Here is a 13,432-nt window from a genome sequence, read left to right on the forward strand (position 1 = left end):
GCTCCCTGCCCCGCGGGCCGTCCGGCCCGACGCCGTTGCTCCGGCCGTCACTCCGGGCCGCTACTCCGAGCCGTTACTCCGCGTCGTCGTCGCCCGAACGGGTCGTCTTCCGCTCCTGGCGCCGCCTCAGTTCCTCCGGGCTCTTGCCCTCGACCCGCTTGCTGGCCTCGGGGTGCACCGGGTCCGGACCGGGGTGCTCCTGTGCCTGCTCCGCACGACCCTCGCCCGACTTCTCGTGCCTGTCGTCCTTGCGCTTCATGGCTGTTTCTCCCTCACGCTCGTGGATCTCACCGACCGGGACCGCCCCCGGATGCCCACCGCCTGCCCGCGAGCGGCCGGGTCGCCCTCCTCGTACGGCCCATCCTGGGCCGATCGGGGCCCGGCGGCCACGCCATGCGTCATCCGGCCCAGCAGCGGGAAGGCGCCCCGCATGCCGGAAATGATCAGCAGCCTCGCCACCCGGGTCGCACGCCGCCGCCGTGAGCCGGTCGCCGTCCAGGCCCTGCGGTCCACCGCCGCCGCCGTGATCAGCTATGTCGTCGCGCTCCGCCTGAGCAGCGAGCCGAGCCCGCTGACCGCCCCGCTGACCGCGCTCCTCGTCGTCCAGGTCACCCTGTACTCCACCCTCACCACCAGCATCCGCCGGGTGAACTCCGTGGTCGTCGGCGTGCTGATCGCGATCGGCTTCAGCGCTCTGGTCGGTCTGACCTGGTGGAGCCTCGGCCTGCTGATCCTCGCCTCCCTGGTCGTGGGCCACCTGGTGCGCGTGGACGAGTTCGTGCCCGAGGTCGCGATCAGCGCCATGCTCGTCCTCGGCGTCACCCAGGTCGCGGACACCGCCTGGGACCGGGTCCTGGAAACGGTCATCGGCGCGGTGGTCGGGCTGCTGGTCAACCTGCTCCTGGCACCACCCCTGTGGGTCGGCCCGGCCGGCACCGCGATCACCGACCTCGCGGGGCGCATGAGCCGGCTGCTCGACCACCTCGGCGAGGAACCCACCGGACCGGCCCGGGTCGAGCAGGCCGCGGCCCGGCTGCACGAGGCACGCCGCCTCGACAACGACATCGCCCAGGTCGACGCGGCCCTCCGGCAGGCCGAGGACAGCCTCCGGCTCAATCCGCGGGTCAAGGAGGGGCTGCTCTTCAGGCTGGTGCTGCGCACCGGCCTGGACACCCTGGAGATCTGCGCGGTCGTGCTCCGCGTGGCCTGCCGCACGCTGACCGACCTGGCCAAGGCCCGCCCCGACGGTCCGCTCTTCGACCCCGCGACCGCCGCCGCGCTGGGGCAGGTGACGCGCCACACGGCCATCGCGGTGGAAAGCTTCGCCCAGCTGATCACCGCACAGGTCAGCGCCAACGCGGAAGACGCGGAGGCCCGCCTGACCGGCGAACTGGCCGTCGCCCGGGCCCACCGCGACCGGCTCGCGGTCCTGATGCTGGCCTCCGCCCGCGAGGACCCGGCACACTGGCAGCTGAGCGGCGCGCTGCTCAGCGAGATCGACCGGGTCCTGGACGAGCTGGGCGTGGACAAACGCTCCCAGCGCCTGCTGGAGGAACTCGACCAGCACACCCGCACCCGGCGCAGGAGCTGGAAGCCGCTGAGGCGGACGCGGCGGGACCGTGGGTGAGGGAAGGAAGGGCTCATGGTGCACGTACTGGGCAGCAGGGTTCTGCTGCGCCCCACCGACCCCGAACGCTCGCGCGTCTTCTACGGCGACACCCTCGGGCTGGCCGTCCACCGCGAGTTCGGGACGGGCCCCGACCGCGGCACGGTCTACTTCCTCGGCGGCGGCTTCCTCGAACTGTCCGGCCGCGCCGAGGCCCCGCCCGCGCCGGGCCTGCGGTTGTGGCTCCAGGTCGAGGACGTGCAGGCGGCGTACGAGGAACTGCGCCGCCGGGGCGCCGAGGTGGTGCGATCTCCCCAGCTCGAACCCTGGGGTCTGATCGAGATGTGGATCGCCGACCCCGACGGCGTGCGGATCGCCGTGGTCGAGGTCCCCTCCGACCACCCCCTGCGCTTCCGCCCCTGATCCGGCCTGATCGACAGGACGCCCCCTAGCGGGCGCTCCCGAGGCCGCGGTCGGACTCGGACCCTTCGAGCATCAGGGTGGTCTCCTCGATGCGGCTGAACCGGCCGTCGGGCGCGAACTCGCCGAACACGTAGACCTCGGTGCGTACCGTCGAGCCGTCCGTCTTCGTGACGTGCACGGTGTGCCGGTCGGCGTACTTGCTGCCCTCGTACAGCTCCTCGTGGACCTCGACACGGCCGTGGTCGACGACGGTGCGCAGGTGGGCGATGTGCTCGATGAAGCCGGCCCGGTCCGCCCACTGGCCGTCCGTGCGCTGGCGGTATTCGGGGGCGAAGTGGCGGTCGGCGGCCTCCTGCACGGTGAGGTCGCGGTTGAGGAGCAGGTCGGTGAGGGCGGCCGTGATACCGGTGCGGGTCATGGGACTGCCTTTCGAGGCGTAGCGGATCGAGAATGCGTGCGCGACGCACGCACTTCGGGAACCGTAGCACTGATGCGTGCGCAACGCACGCTATTCTTCTGTCGTGGACAACGAGACCGGGAACGAGATCGCGGAGGCGCTGGGCGTCCTGCTCAAGCGCACGACCCGCACGCACCTGCACCAGCGGCTCACGGACGGCCTGGGAGAGGCCGTGGACGACGTGACCTACCCCGTGCTCAGCGCCCTGGCCCGGAGCGGTTCGCGCAGTGCGGCGGACCTGGCCCAGGACGTCGGGGTCGACCGCTCCGGCGTGACCCGCCGCGCCTCCCGGCTGGAGGCCGCGGGCCTCATCCGCCGCGAACCGGACCCCACCGACCGGCGCGCACACCTCCTTGTCCTGACCGGCGAAGGGCGGCTGGTCGTCGCGGAGCTGCGTGCGCGCCTGGCGGACCACATCACGGCGAGCCTGTCCTCCTGGCCCCCGGGCGAGGCCGAGACGTTCGCCCGCCTCCTGCGCCGCTTCACGGCCGAAGGCCCGTTCGCCTAGCGGGCCTGGCCGGCCCTGGGAGCCGCGAACGGCGGCGGTGTTAGCTTCTTCCCCGTGGCGGATCACCAGGACGAGACCAGGGCGGCCTACGACGGGGTCGTCGACCTCTATGCGTCGATGTTCGCCGGCCGGCTGGAGGAGCAGCCGTTCTCGCGGGCCATGCTCGGCACCTTCGCCGAGCTGGTGCGCGGGACGGGGAATCTGCGGACGGCCGACATCGGGTGCGGGCCAGGGCATCTGACGGCCATGCTGCACGAACTGGAGCTGGACGCCTTCGGTCTCGACCTCTCCCCGGGCATGGTCGGCCATGCCCGGCGGGCCCATCCGGGGCTGCGGTTCGACGAGGCGCGGATGGAGGCCCTGCCGGTCGGGGACGGCGCGCTCGGCGGGGTGCTGGCCCACTACTCGATGATCCATACGCCGCCCGGCGAACTGCCCGCACTCCTCGCCGAACAGGCGCGTGTCCTGGCGCGAGGGGGCCTGATCCTGGTCTCGTTCTTCGCGACCGACGGACCGGAGCCGGTCCGCTTCGACCACAAGGTGACGCCCGCCTACAGCTGGCCGGCGGACCGGTTCGCCGAGCTGCTGGCCGGGGCCGGGTTCACCACCTTCGCCCGGCTGCTCCACGATCCGGCCTCCGAGCGGGGGTTCCTCGACGCCCACCTGCTGGCCCGCCTCGACCAGGACCCGGGTGCGGATCGCCCGTCGGCGGCACGGCGGTCGTCCGCGGTGTAGTCCGCGCGCAGGCGGAACGAATCCGATCAGCGGTGCGGACGGACATGGCGAGGCGTCAGCCGGGGAGCCCCGCACCGGCCGGTGCCGTCAGCCGTTCCAGCTCCTCCAGGCGCTCGCGCGACTCCTGGTCCAGCGGTACGTACGTCACGAGCCTCGGACCGGTGCGCGGTCCGAGCCACAGGTTGTTGTGTTCCAGGTACAGCATGCCCACGTGCGCATTGCGGATGTACTTCGACTTCGCGACCTGCCCGCCGACCACCTCGTGGCGGGCCCACACCTCCCGGAACTCCGCCGACGCCCCGACCAGCCGGGCCAGCAGCGTCTTCCACGCGGGCTCCGCCAGGTGCTCGGCCATCGCCGCCCGGAACCGCGCCGCCATGATCCGGTGCGTGCTCGGCAGGTCGACCACCGATTCCTGCCACTCCCGGTCGGTGAAGGCGAGCCACATGCAGTTGCGCTCCTCCGGCCGCTTGCTGTCCAGGTCGCCGAGCAGGCGCCCGTAGGTGGCGTTGTAGGCGACGATGTCGTACCGGCTGTTCTGGACGCACGCCGGGATGTGGCCCAGCTGGTCGATGATGGCCCGCACGGACGGCGTCACGCTGGGGCAGACCGCCGGCTGCACCGGGTCGAGGCTCCCCGCCAGCGAGAACAGGTGCTCCCTCTCGCTCACATCGAGCAGCAGTGCCCGCGCGACCGCGTCCAGCACCTGCCCCGACACCTGGATGTCGCGCGCCTGCTCCAACCACGTGTACCAGGTCACGCCCACCGACGACAGGTGTGCGACCTCCTCACGGCGCAGCCCCGGGGTCCGCCGGCGCGGCCCGCGCACCAGCCCGACCTGCTCGGGAGTGATCCGCTCACGGCGGGTGCGCAGGAACTCGGCCAGCTCGTGCCGCCGAACATCGCTTCCAGGAGCCACAGTGGTCATGATCCCAGCCTGCCGCACCGCCCATCCTGTTGCCAGGTAGTCCTGGTACCTGGATAACGACACTCTGGTACCCGTCTGACAGCCGGGAGATCGTCGGACGGTGACTCAGATCCCTGTACGCAGCAACCCTGTACGCAGCAACCCCGTGCACGGCGACCCCGTGCACAGCGTTTCCGTCCGCAGTGCCCCCGTCCGCAGTGCCCCCGCGCCTCACCTGAGCGGCCTCGGCCTGTTCACCGTGCTCCTCGGCGCGGCCCTGCCCCTGATCGACTTCTTCATCGTCAACGTCGCGCTCCCGTCCATCGAGCACGACCTCGCCGCCGGCCCCGCCCTCCTGGAGCTGGTCATCGGCGGCTACGGTGTCGCGTACGCCGTCCTGCTGGTCCTCGGCGGGCGCGTCGGCGACAGCCTCGGCCGCCGCCGGCTCTTCCTCATCGGCATGGCCGCCTTCGGCGTCACCTCGCTCGCCTGCGGCCTCGCCCCGAACGCCTGGACCCTCGTCGCCGCCCGCGTCGCCCAGGGCGCGGCCTCCGCGCTCATGCTGCCGCAGGTGCTCGCCACCATCCAGGCCACCACCGAGGGCCCGCGCCGGGCCCGGGCCATGAGCCTGTACGGGGCCACCGGGGGCCTGTCCATGGTCGCCGGGCAGATCCTCGGCGGCGTCCTGGTCGCGGCGGACATCGGCGGAACCGGCTGGCGCGCGGTGTTCCTGGTCAACGTCCCCGTGGTGCTCCTCGGGCTGCTCCTGGCCGTGCGCACCGTCCCGGACACCCGGGCCGGCCGGCCCGCGGCCGTGGACGTGCCCGGCACCCTGCTGCTCGCGCTGTCGCTGGTCTCGCTGCTGCTGCCGCTGACCGAGGGGCGGGCCGCCGGCTGGCCGCTGTGGACCTGGGTCTCGCTCGGCATGTTCCCCGTCGCGGCCGCCGCGTTCTACGTCACCGAGCGCCGGGCCGACCGGAAGGGCCACACCCCGCTGGTGCCGCCGAGTCTGCTGAGGCTGAAGTCGCTGCGGCGCGGCCTGGCGCTCCTGCTGCCGTTCTCCGTCGGCTTCAGCGGCTTCATGTTCGTCCTCGCCGTGACGTTCCAACAGGGCCTGGACATGGGCCCGGTGACGGCGGGCCTGGCGCTGGTGCCGATGGCCGTGGCCTTCTTCGGGGCCGCGCTGGCCGGCCCGCGCCTCGTCTCCCGCTTCGGCAGCCGGACCATCACCGCCGGAGGTGTCGTCCAGGCGGCCGGGATCGCCCTGCTGCTGGCCACCCTCCGCCACGGCTGGCCGGACCTCGGCGTGGCCGTACTCGCTCCGGGTGTGGCCCTGGCGGGACTGGGCCAGGGCCTCCAACTGCCCGTGCTGATGCGCCTGATGCTGTCGGACGTCCCCGCCGACCGGGCCGGGGTGGGCGGCGGCGTCATGATCACCGCCCAGCAGTCCGCCGTGGCGCTCGGCGTCGCCACGCTCGGCAGCCTCTTCCTCGAGCTGGTCCCGACGGCCGGCCTGCGCGCGGCCGTGTCCACCACCCTGCTCGTCCAGCTCGGCCTCATCGCGCTGACCGTCCTGCTCAGCCTCCGCCTGCCCCGTATGCGCTGAGCGAGCGGCAGGGGCGCCAATCACCGGTGCGGCCGGGCACGTACGCCGAAACGCCCGCGCGCGGCCGGTCCGTTCACCGGGATCGGTGATCAGGACCTACCGCGCGCGGGCGCGCCCCACCGGGGACCGCGGTCGGTTCAGCCCGCGGCGAGGAGCGTGAGCGTGTCGATCACGCGGTTCGAGAAGCCCCACTCGTTGTCGTACCACGCGACCACCTTGACGTGGCGGCCGTCGACACGGGTGAGCTCCGAGTCGAAGATCGACGAGGCGGGGTTGCCCGTGATGTCGGAGGACACGAGCGGGTCGTCGGAGTACTCCAGCACGCCGGCCAGCGGTCCCTGGGCCGCGGTGCGGTAGGCCTCGAGGATCTCCTCGCGCGTCACGTCGCGGGCGACGGTGGTGTTGAGCTCGACGATCGAGCCCACCGGGACCGGCACGCGGATCGAGTCGCCCGACAGCTTGCCGTCGAGCTGCGGCAGTACGAGGCCGATCGCCTTCGCGGCACCGGTCGAGGTCGGCACGATGTTGACGCCGGCGGCGCGGGCACGGCGGGGGTCGCGGTGCGGGCCGTCCTGCAGGTTCTGCTCCTGCGTGTAGGCGTGCACCGTGGTCATGAAGCCGTGCTCGATGCCGGCGAGCTCGTCCAGGACGGCGGCCAGCGGGGCCAGCGCGTTGGTCGTGCAGGACGCGTTCGAGACGATCACGTGCTCGGCCGGGTCGTACGCGTCGGTGTTGACACCGTACGCGAGCGTCACGTCCGCGCCGTCGGAGGGAGCGCTGACGAGCACCTTGCGCGCGCCGGCCTTGATGTGGCCGCGGGCGGCCTCGGCCGAGGTGAAGCGGCCGGTCGCCTCCAGTACGAGGTCGACCTCCAGCTCGGCCCAGGGCAGCTGCTCGGGCTCGCGCTCGGCCAGCACCGTGATCCGGTGTCCGTCGACGACGAGCACGTTCCCCTCGACGGTCACCGGGCGGCCGAGCCGGCCGGACGTGGTGTCGTACGCGAGCAGCCGCGCGAGGGTGGCGGGCTCCGTCAGGTCGTTGACGGCCACGACCTCGAGGTCGGTGTCGCGCTCGAGGAGCGCACGCAGCACGTTGCGTCCGATGCGGCCGAATCCGTTGATGGCAATGCGAGTCATGACGATGTCCCTTTCGTTCGCCACCAGGTTCGCTGCCGGTCACCCTCCGCGACAGCGGCGAGATCGCCATGGTTCGTAAGGATCTCGCCACTGGCCGCTGGCGATCCCGGGCTCCCAGGCTATTCGCCCTGGGTGAAGGTGCGCCGGTACTCGGTCGGAGTGGTGCCGAGGATGCGGTGGAAGTGCAGGCGGAGATTGGCGCCGGTGCCGAGACCGACATCGTCCGCGATCTGCTCGACACTGCGCTCCGAACGCTCCAGCAGCTCCCGTGCCACGTCGATCCTGGCCCGCATGACCCACTGCATCGGCGTGTACCCGGTGTCCTCGGCGAAGCGCCGCGAGAAGGTCCGGGGCGAGACCCCCGCGTGCTGGGCCAGCGCCTCCAGGGTGAGCGGTTCGCCCAGTTGGTGCAGCGCCCACTCGCGGGTGGCGGCGAACCGCTCACCGAGCGGCTCGGGCACGCTGCGCGGCACGTACTGTGCCTGGCCGCCGCTGCGGTAGGGGGCCGCGACCAGGCGCCGGGCCGCGTGGTTGGAGGCGGCCACGCCGAGGTCGCGGCGCAGGATGTGCAGGCACAGGTCGATGCCCGAGGCGGCACCGGCCGAGGTGAGCACGCTGCCCTCGTCCACGAACAGGACGTTCTCGTCGAGCCGGATGAGGGGATGCTTCGCGGCGAGGGCCCGCGCGTAGTGCCAGTGGGTCGTGGCGCGCTTGCCGTCGAGCAGACCGGTGGCGGCGAGCGCGAAGGCGCCGGTCGAGATGGCGGCGAGCCGCGCCCCCCGCTCGTGCGCGGCGATCAGCGCGTCGATGACCGCACGCGGCGGGTCCTCACGGTCGGGGAAGCGGTAGCCGGGGACGAAGACGATGTCGGCCCACGTGAGCGCGTCGAGCCCGTGGGTGACGTGGTACGACAGGCCGTCGCCGCCGGTGACGAGGCCGGGAGCGGCCCCGCAGACCCGCACCTCGTACGGCATGCTCGCGCGGGTCGTGAACACCTGCGCGGGGATTCCGACGTCGAGGGGCTTCGCGCCCTCCAGGACGAGGACGGCTACACGGTGGAGGCGGGAGCGGGGCGGCACGGGATTCAGGGTACGGCGGGGGAGCGGACGCCGGGTGCTGCGGGCCCAGCGACACCATCAGCGGCAGGTTCCACGGCAGCCGGTGCGGGTCGGGGCTGCCTCTGTGCCCCGCCATGGCCACGGCCTCGGCGACGCTCTCGCCGGCCACCGCCCGGCACGGATTCCAGAACGCCCGTGCCGCCCCCTGGAGCTGCGGGTTCTTCGCGTTCCAGGCCGGGGGGTCCGGTGCATGGGGGAAGGGTGGGACGAGGGAGGAAAACGGTGGGCCGCGACAGGGCGCCGCCCGTTACGATCGGGCCTTCACCCGATCATGGCGGTCCGACGGAGGCACCTATGACCCTGGCCCCTTCGCTGCCCCCCGCCCACCCCGAACGGCTGGAGCAAGGGCACCCGTTCCGCCAGTGGAAGACCTGGCGCATACCCGGCACCGAGCTGACCCTCACCGGATACTCGCGCGCCAACGACAAGACGTTCTTCCACATCCCCGAACTGCGCTGCGCGCTCGACGCCGGACTGGCGGAAGGGCGTCAGCCGGAAACCGTCTTCCTCACCCACACCCACCACGACCATTCCAAGGACCTCGACTATCTCGCGGTCCGGCCCGGCGGAGTCGACATCCACCTGCCCGCCGCGGCGCAGCCGTACGTGGAGAGCTTTCTGCGGGCCTCCGCCGAACTGAACCACGGTACCGCCTACGATCCGGCCCTGGCCGCGGGCTGCCGGCTCCACGGGGTACGCGGCGGCGACGAGTTCACCTTCGGACGCCGCGGCCACCACGTACGGGTGGTGGAGTGCGTGCACAAGGTGCCCTGCGTGGGATACGCGTTCGCCGAACGCCGCAAGGCCCTGCTGCCGGAGTACGAGGAACTGCGGCACGCCCTCGCCGGACAGGGCCGGGGCGCGGAGTTCGGTCGCATCCTGGCGCAGCGCCGCAAGGAGGGCGCCGAGGTCGAACACGAGGCACGCAGGCCGCTGTTCGCCTTCCTCGGCGACACCCACGAGAGTGTATTCGAGGCCAACCCGTGGCTCTTCGAGTACCCGGTGATCATGACCGAGTGCACGTTTCTCGACGATGCCGAACTGGAGCGGGCCGACCGGGTCGGACACACCGTCTGGAGCCGGCTGAAGCCCGTCGTCGAGGCCCGCCCGGACACCCTCTTCGTCCTCACCCACTTCAGCCTGCGTCACTCGGACCAGGACGTCCTGGACTTCTTCCGCGACGAGCGGCCCGACAACGTACTGCTGTGGGCGCACCCGGACAGCCGGCTGCCCGAGCAGCACCAGCACGGCTGACCGCCGCGGGCCGCCATGACCGGGGCCCCGGGTCAGACCCCCGCCAGCGCATCCCGCAACCTCCTTGCCTCCTTGAGCAGTTGGGAGGAACCCGGCCGCCCGGCGAGCGCCGTCACCTCGGGCAGCTCGCCGCGCGCGCCCGACAGCCGGGCGGAGTCCGCCGCGACGGCCAGCAGCGCCCCGTGCACCTGAGGCCGGGTACGGGCCAGCAGACCGGGGAGGGCGCCGGCCATGACCGCCCAGACTGCCCCGGCGCCCTCCGGTACGGCGACGGCCGCCCGCAGCGACCCCGTCAGCAGGGGCACCCTCAGAGTGCCCAGCCCCACGAGTTCGGTCAGCTCCCGGCCCAGCAGCCCGCCGTCCAGCCGGCCCCGCGAGGCCAGCACCACCAGCGCCCGTACGGCGGCCTCCTGGTCGGGCTCGGGCACGGAGGCGAGCCCGTAGGCCACGGCCAGATGCACGGCGGGCCCGGCCGGGCCGTCGGCCGAGGCCAGCGCCTCCAGGAAGGCGGGGGAGCCACAGCCGTCCTGGTCGGCCGCCGAGGCGACACCCGTCAGCAGGCGGGCCGCGGCTATCTCCGGGTGCCAGGGCAGGGTCGCGACCGTATGAGCGTCCCGGTAGTCCGGCAGGGACCAGTGCGGACAGGAGATGCGCGGCTCGAACTTCCGGAACAGAGACCAGAACTGCCGGGGGAACGCGCCGCGGCCTTCGACGGCCTCGTGCCCCACCAGGATCCGGCGGCCGATGCGTGCTCCCCGGCGCCTGCTGGGACGCTCGGCCTCACCCGCTTCGCGTTCCCGCCACCCCGCCGGCATGGGCAGACCACCCTGCCGCAGCCAGGCGGCCACCCGGGGCCCCTCCGCCAGCTCCAACTTCTCCGCGGCGCGCACCGCTTCGGGGTCCACCGGGCCGCCGCAGCGCAGCAGCGCCTGCCCCAGGTCCGCGGGTCCGGGACGGATGCCGAGGCGCTCGTATTCCGCGAGCCGCTCGACCAGCTCGTACGGCTCCACCGCGCCCGTCGGCCCGCTCGGTACGGAGAGCAGGAACGGCACGGGGTCACCGGCCCGCAACCGTGCGGCGACCTCGCCGGTGCGCGCGCCCGCTATGTAGTCCAGCGCCACGTGCTGGCACAGTTCGAGCCACCCTTTCCCGGCGTTCTCCCAGGACTCCTCCGCCCGCACCGGACCGACCGCCGCGCCGACGATGCCCGCTGTGCAGTGCACCTGCGCGTGCGGTTTCACCTTGAACTCGCGCGGGACGGGACCCAGCGCGGCGGCCAGTGCCTCCCGGTCGCGGAAGCTGTGGCTCACCACGGCGTTGAGCACGCGTTCGAACGGCACCACGCCGGGGTCGTGGCGAGCGGCCAGCACGGCCGCGACCTCGTCGGCGAGCGCACCCGGTGACGGTACGGCGAATTCCCCCTTGATCATGTGATGCAGGCTAGACCCTGCCACTGACAGTGCCGTCGCCGGTGTGGGGGAGTCAGAGCGGGTCGCCGAGGGGCCCGTACTCCGCCTCCAGATTCCTGGCCCAGTGCGCGGCGAAGTCGGGCTGGGTGCCGTCGGCGTCCGTGAACCCGTACTCCTTGCAGAGATCCCAGGTGGCCAGCGCCCGGCCGGTCCTGGCCATGACGTCCGGGTCGGCCGCCAGGGCCACGACCGCCCGCCCCAGATAGGCGGGGGTCTCGGAGTGGGCGAAGTTCGGGTCCTTGGCCGCGCCGTCACGCCAGTTGGCCTCGGTGACGCCGAAATGCTCCAGCAGCGCCTCCGAGCGCAGGAACCCCGGTGTCAGGGAGACGGCCGCGACACCGTGCGGCCGCAGCTCGGCCGCCTGCGCGACGGCCAGCCGGATCACCGCCGACTTCGCCATGTCGTAGAAGAAGGAGCCGCGGTAGCGGGCGGTGTTGCCGTCGGTGACCTCCACGACCATGCCGCTCTCGCGGGCGACCATGAGGGGCAGCGCGTACCGGCTGGTGATCACATGGGTCTCCACCGCGCGGCGCAGGAGGCGCAGGCCCTGGTCCAGGTCCTGCTCCCACAGGGGGTGTTCCCAGTCGGTGAGCGGGTCGCCGCCCCAGACGGAGTTGACCAGCACGTCGAGCCGGCCGTCCTGCTCCGCTGCGATCCGCGCCACGAGGGCCCGTACCTCTTCCGGGTCGCTGTGGTCGGTGCGGACCGGGACGCCCACACCTCCGGCGGCGGTGATCCTCTCGGCCGTCTCCTCGATGGTCTCGGGGCGATCGAGGTCGGAGCGCCGCGCTCCGCTGCTGCGGCCGGTCACGTAGACGGTCGCGCCGGCGGCTCCGAGCTCGATGGCGATCCCCCGCCCGCCGCCCCGTGTGCCGCCCGCGACCAGCGCGACCTTTCCGGCGAGCTGTCGTGGGTTCGTCGTCATCTCTTCTCCAGGTCTTCCAGCGGGTTCACGTGGTGGCGGTGGCGGTGGCGACATGAGGGGCCAGCACGGCGTCGAGTCCGTGCCGGACGCGCCGGGCGAGGGCGCCCTGGCGGTCGAGTGCCCAGCTGAGACCCGTGCCGGAGGTGACGGCCTGCACGGTCGCGGTCAGCGCCTCGACATCCGTCGTGGCACGGAGCTCGCCCGTGGAAACGGCCTGCGCCAGCAGCGCTTGGACCGCCCGACGCTCAGCCTCGTGCACGGCGAGGGCCCGCTCGTGCAGTTCGGGGTCCGTGAGATCCATGCACAGGAACGCCAGATGGTTGGCGAAGGTCTCCGGAGTGACCATCGGAGCCGTCCACTGCGCGAGCAGCGCGGCCAGGGCCCCGAGAGCGGAGTCCTGCTCCGCGCGGATCCGGTCGGGCAGCGCGTCCGTGTCCCGCACGGACCGGTCGGCCAGCGCCAGGATCAGGCCGCGCTTGGAGCCGAACCGCTGCACGAGCGTGCCGGGCACCAGGCCGACCTCGCGGGCCACCGCGGCCAGGGTCAGCCCGGAAGGCCCCAGCCGTCCCATCACCTCGGCCGCCGCACGCAGGATCACCGCGTCTTCCACCCCACGGGGACGTCCGGCCACTGTCGCTCCTCTTTAATAAATATACGTGCATTTATTAAAGCATGCGAGGTTGCGGGTCGACCGCGACCTGGCCAGTGACCCTCGCACGACCTACCGTTGGTCCATGATCGATATGCCGTCACGGGTCGAACTGCGCCCGCTCACCCCCTTTGACCAGGACGAGTTCTGCACCCTTGTGCGGGCCAGCTCCGAGCTGCACCGGCCATGGATGCAGCTCCCCGCGACCGCGGAGGAGTTCCAGGTCTGGACGCGCCGCTTCGACGACGGAACGAACCTGGGCTTTCTGGTCCGTGTCCGGGAGACCGGCGCAGCCGTCGGCATGGTCAACATCAACTCGGTCATCCGGGGCCGCTACCAGGGAGCATCCCTCGGCTACGCGGCCTTCGCCCCGTCCGCGGGGCGCGGGTACATGACCGAAGGGGTCGCCGCCACCCTGCGGCACGCCTTCACCGACCTGCGGCTCCACCGGCTGGAGGCCAACATCCAGCCGGCGAACGAGGCTTCCCTGGCCCTGGTCCGGCGGCTGGGCTTCCGCTACGAGGGGCTCTCGCCCGCCTACCTCTACATCGACGGGGACTGGCGCGATCACGAACGCTGGGCCATCACCGCACCGAACCCCTGGACACCCGATCCGTCCCTTCCCGAGGTCTGAGGCGT

15 protein-coding genes are annotated in these 13,432 nt (G+C 72.6%); 7 read left to right on the forward strand and 8 right to left on the reverse strand.

Annotated features, from left to right (window positions below; all coding sequences use genetic code 11):
• Positions 1-73: 73 nt before the first annotated feature.
• Positions 74-259 (reverse strand): hypothetical protein, encoded by a 186-nt coding sequence (locus tag ACZ573_RS19665; protein ID WP_471305582.1) that lies wholly within the window; start codon positions 257-259, stop codon positions 74-76.
• Between the two features lie 171 nt (positions 260-430).
• Here ACZ573_RS19665 and ACZ573_RS19670 point away from each other — a divergent pair, with 171 nt between their 5' ends.
• Positions 431-1,627 (forward strand): FUSC family protein, encoded by a 1,197-nt coding sequence (locus ACZ573_RS19670; protein ID WP_471305584.1) that lies wholly within the window; start codon positions 431-433, stop codon positions 1,625-1,627.
• Between the two features lie 15 nt (positions 1,628-1,642).
• Positions 1,643-2,029: a VOC family protein gene (locus ACZ573_RS19675; protein WP_471305587.1), complete on the forward strand. Its 387-nt coding sequence runs from the start codon at positions 1,643-1,645 to the stop codon at positions 2,027-2,029.
• A gap of 25 nt (positions 2,030-2,054) precedes the next feature.
• Here the strand turns inward: ACZ573_RS19675 and ACZ573_RS19680 are convergent, their stop codons facing one another.
• Positions 2,055-2,447: a nuclear transport factor 2 family protein gene (locus tag ACZ573_RS19680; protein ID WP_471305589.1), complete on the reverse strand. Its 393-nt coding sequence runs from the start codon at positions 2,445-2,447 to the stop codon at positions 2,055-2,057.
• A gap of 103 nt (positions 2,448-2,550) precedes the next feature.
• Between ACZ573_RS19680 and ACZ573_RS19685 the strand changes: the two genes are divergently transcribed.
• Together ACZ573_RS19685 and ACZ573_RS19690 are read left to right on the forward strand one after the other, a co-directional pair.
• On the forward strand, positions 2,551-2,994 hold the full coding sequence (locus tag ACZ573_RS19685; RefSeq protein WP_471305592.1) for a MarR family winged helix-turn-helix transcriptional regulator: 444 nt from the start codon (positions 2,551-2,553) through the stop codon (positions 2,992-2,994).
• 54 nt (positions 2,995-3,048) lie between these two features.
• Complete coding sequence (locus tag ACZ573_RS19690; RefSeq protein WP_471305595.1) at positions 3,049-3,729, forward strand: class I SAM-dependent methyltransferase; 681 nt, start codon at positions 3,049-3,051, stop codon at positions 3,727-3,729.
• A 55-nt stretch (positions 3,730-3,784) separates the two neighbouring features.
• Here the strand turns inward: ACZ573_RS19690 and ACZ573_RS19695 are convergent, their stop codons facing one another.
• Complete coding sequence (locus tag ACZ573_RS19695; RefSeq protein WP_471305599.1) at positions 3,785-4,657, reverse strand: helix-turn-helix transcriptional regulator; 873 nt, start codon at positions 4,655-4,657, stop codon at positions 3,785-3,787.
• 160 nt (positions 4,658-4,817) lie between these two features.
• Between ACZ573_RS19695 and ACZ573_RS19700 the strand changes: the two genes are divergently transcribed.
• Positions 4,818-6,242 carry an MFS transporter gene (locus ACZ573_RS19700; RefSeq protein WP_471305767.1) on the forward strand — a complete coding sequence of 475 codons (1,425 nt, stop codon included), beginning with the start codon at positions 4,818-4,820 and terminating at the stop codon, positions 6,240-6,242.
• Positions 6,243-6,379: 137 nt separating this feature from the next.
• On the opposite strand, the gene gap is transcribed toward ACZ573_RS19700, so the two are convergent.
• Together gap and ACZ573_RS19710 are read right to left on the reverse strand one after the other, a co-directional pair.
• A complete protein-coding gene (gene gap, locus ACZ573_RS19705) occupies positions 6,380-7,378 on the reverse strand; it encodes a type I glyceraldehyde-3-phosphate dehydrogenase (protein ID WP_471305602.1) in 999 nt (332 codons plus the stop codon).
• A 119-nt stretch (positions 7,379-7,497) separates the two neighbouring features.
• Positions 7,498-8,457 carry a GlxA family transcriptional regulator gene (locus tag ACZ573_RS19710; RefSeq protein ID WP_471305604.1) on the reverse strand — a complete coding sequence of 320 codons (960 nt, stop codon included), beginning with the start codon at positions 8,455-8,457 and terminating at the stop codon, positions 7,498-7,500.
• Positions 8,458-8,790: 333 nt separating this feature from the next.
• Here ACZ573_RS19710 and ACZ573_RS19715 point away from each other — a divergent pair, with 333 nt between their 5' ends.
• Entirely contained in the window at positions 8,791-9,750 is a 960-nt protein-coding gene (locus ACZ573_RS19715; RefSeq protein ID WP_471305607.1) for an MBL fold metallo-hydrolase, read from the forward strand.
• 32 nt (positions 9,751-9,782) lie between these two features.
• Here ACZ573_RS19715 and ACZ573_RS19720 read toward each other — a convergent pair whose 3' ends face one another.
• From ACZ573_RS19720 to ACZ573_RS19730, 3 genes are read right to left on the reverse strand one after another with little or no spacing between them, the layout of a single operon-like run.
• A complete protein-coding gene (locus ACZ573_RS19720) occupies positions 9,783-11,180 on the reverse strand; it encodes a DUF7824 domain-containing protein (RefSeq protein ID WP_471305609.1) in 1,398 nt (465 codons plus the stop codon).
• 52 nt (positions 11,181-11,232) lie between these two features.
• Positions 11,233-12,144: an SDR family oxidoreductase gene (locus ACZ573_RS19725; protein WP_471305612.1), complete on the reverse strand. Its 912-nt coding sequence runs from the start codon at positions 12,142-12,144 to the stop codon at positions 11,233-11,235.
• Between the two features lie 25 nt (positions 12,145-12,169).
• Positions 12,170-12,775, reverse strand: coding sequence for a TetR/AcrR family transcriptional regulator (locus ACZ573_RS19730; protein ID WP_471305615.1), 606 nt, complete (start codon positions 12,773-12,775; stop codon positions 12,170-12,172).
• A gap of 103 nt (positions 12,776-12,878) precedes the next feature.
• On the opposite strand from ACZ573_RS19730, the gene ACZ573_RS19735 reads away from it, so the two are divergent.
• A complete protein-coding gene (locus ACZ573_RS19735) occupies positions 12,879-13,427 on the forward strand; it encodes a GNAT family N-acetyltransferase (protein ID WP_471305617.1) in 549 nt (182 codons plus the stop codon).
• Positions 13,428-13,432: the final 5 nt, after the last annotated feature.

Source organism: Streptomyces sp. NPDC040545 (assembly GCF_055595065.1).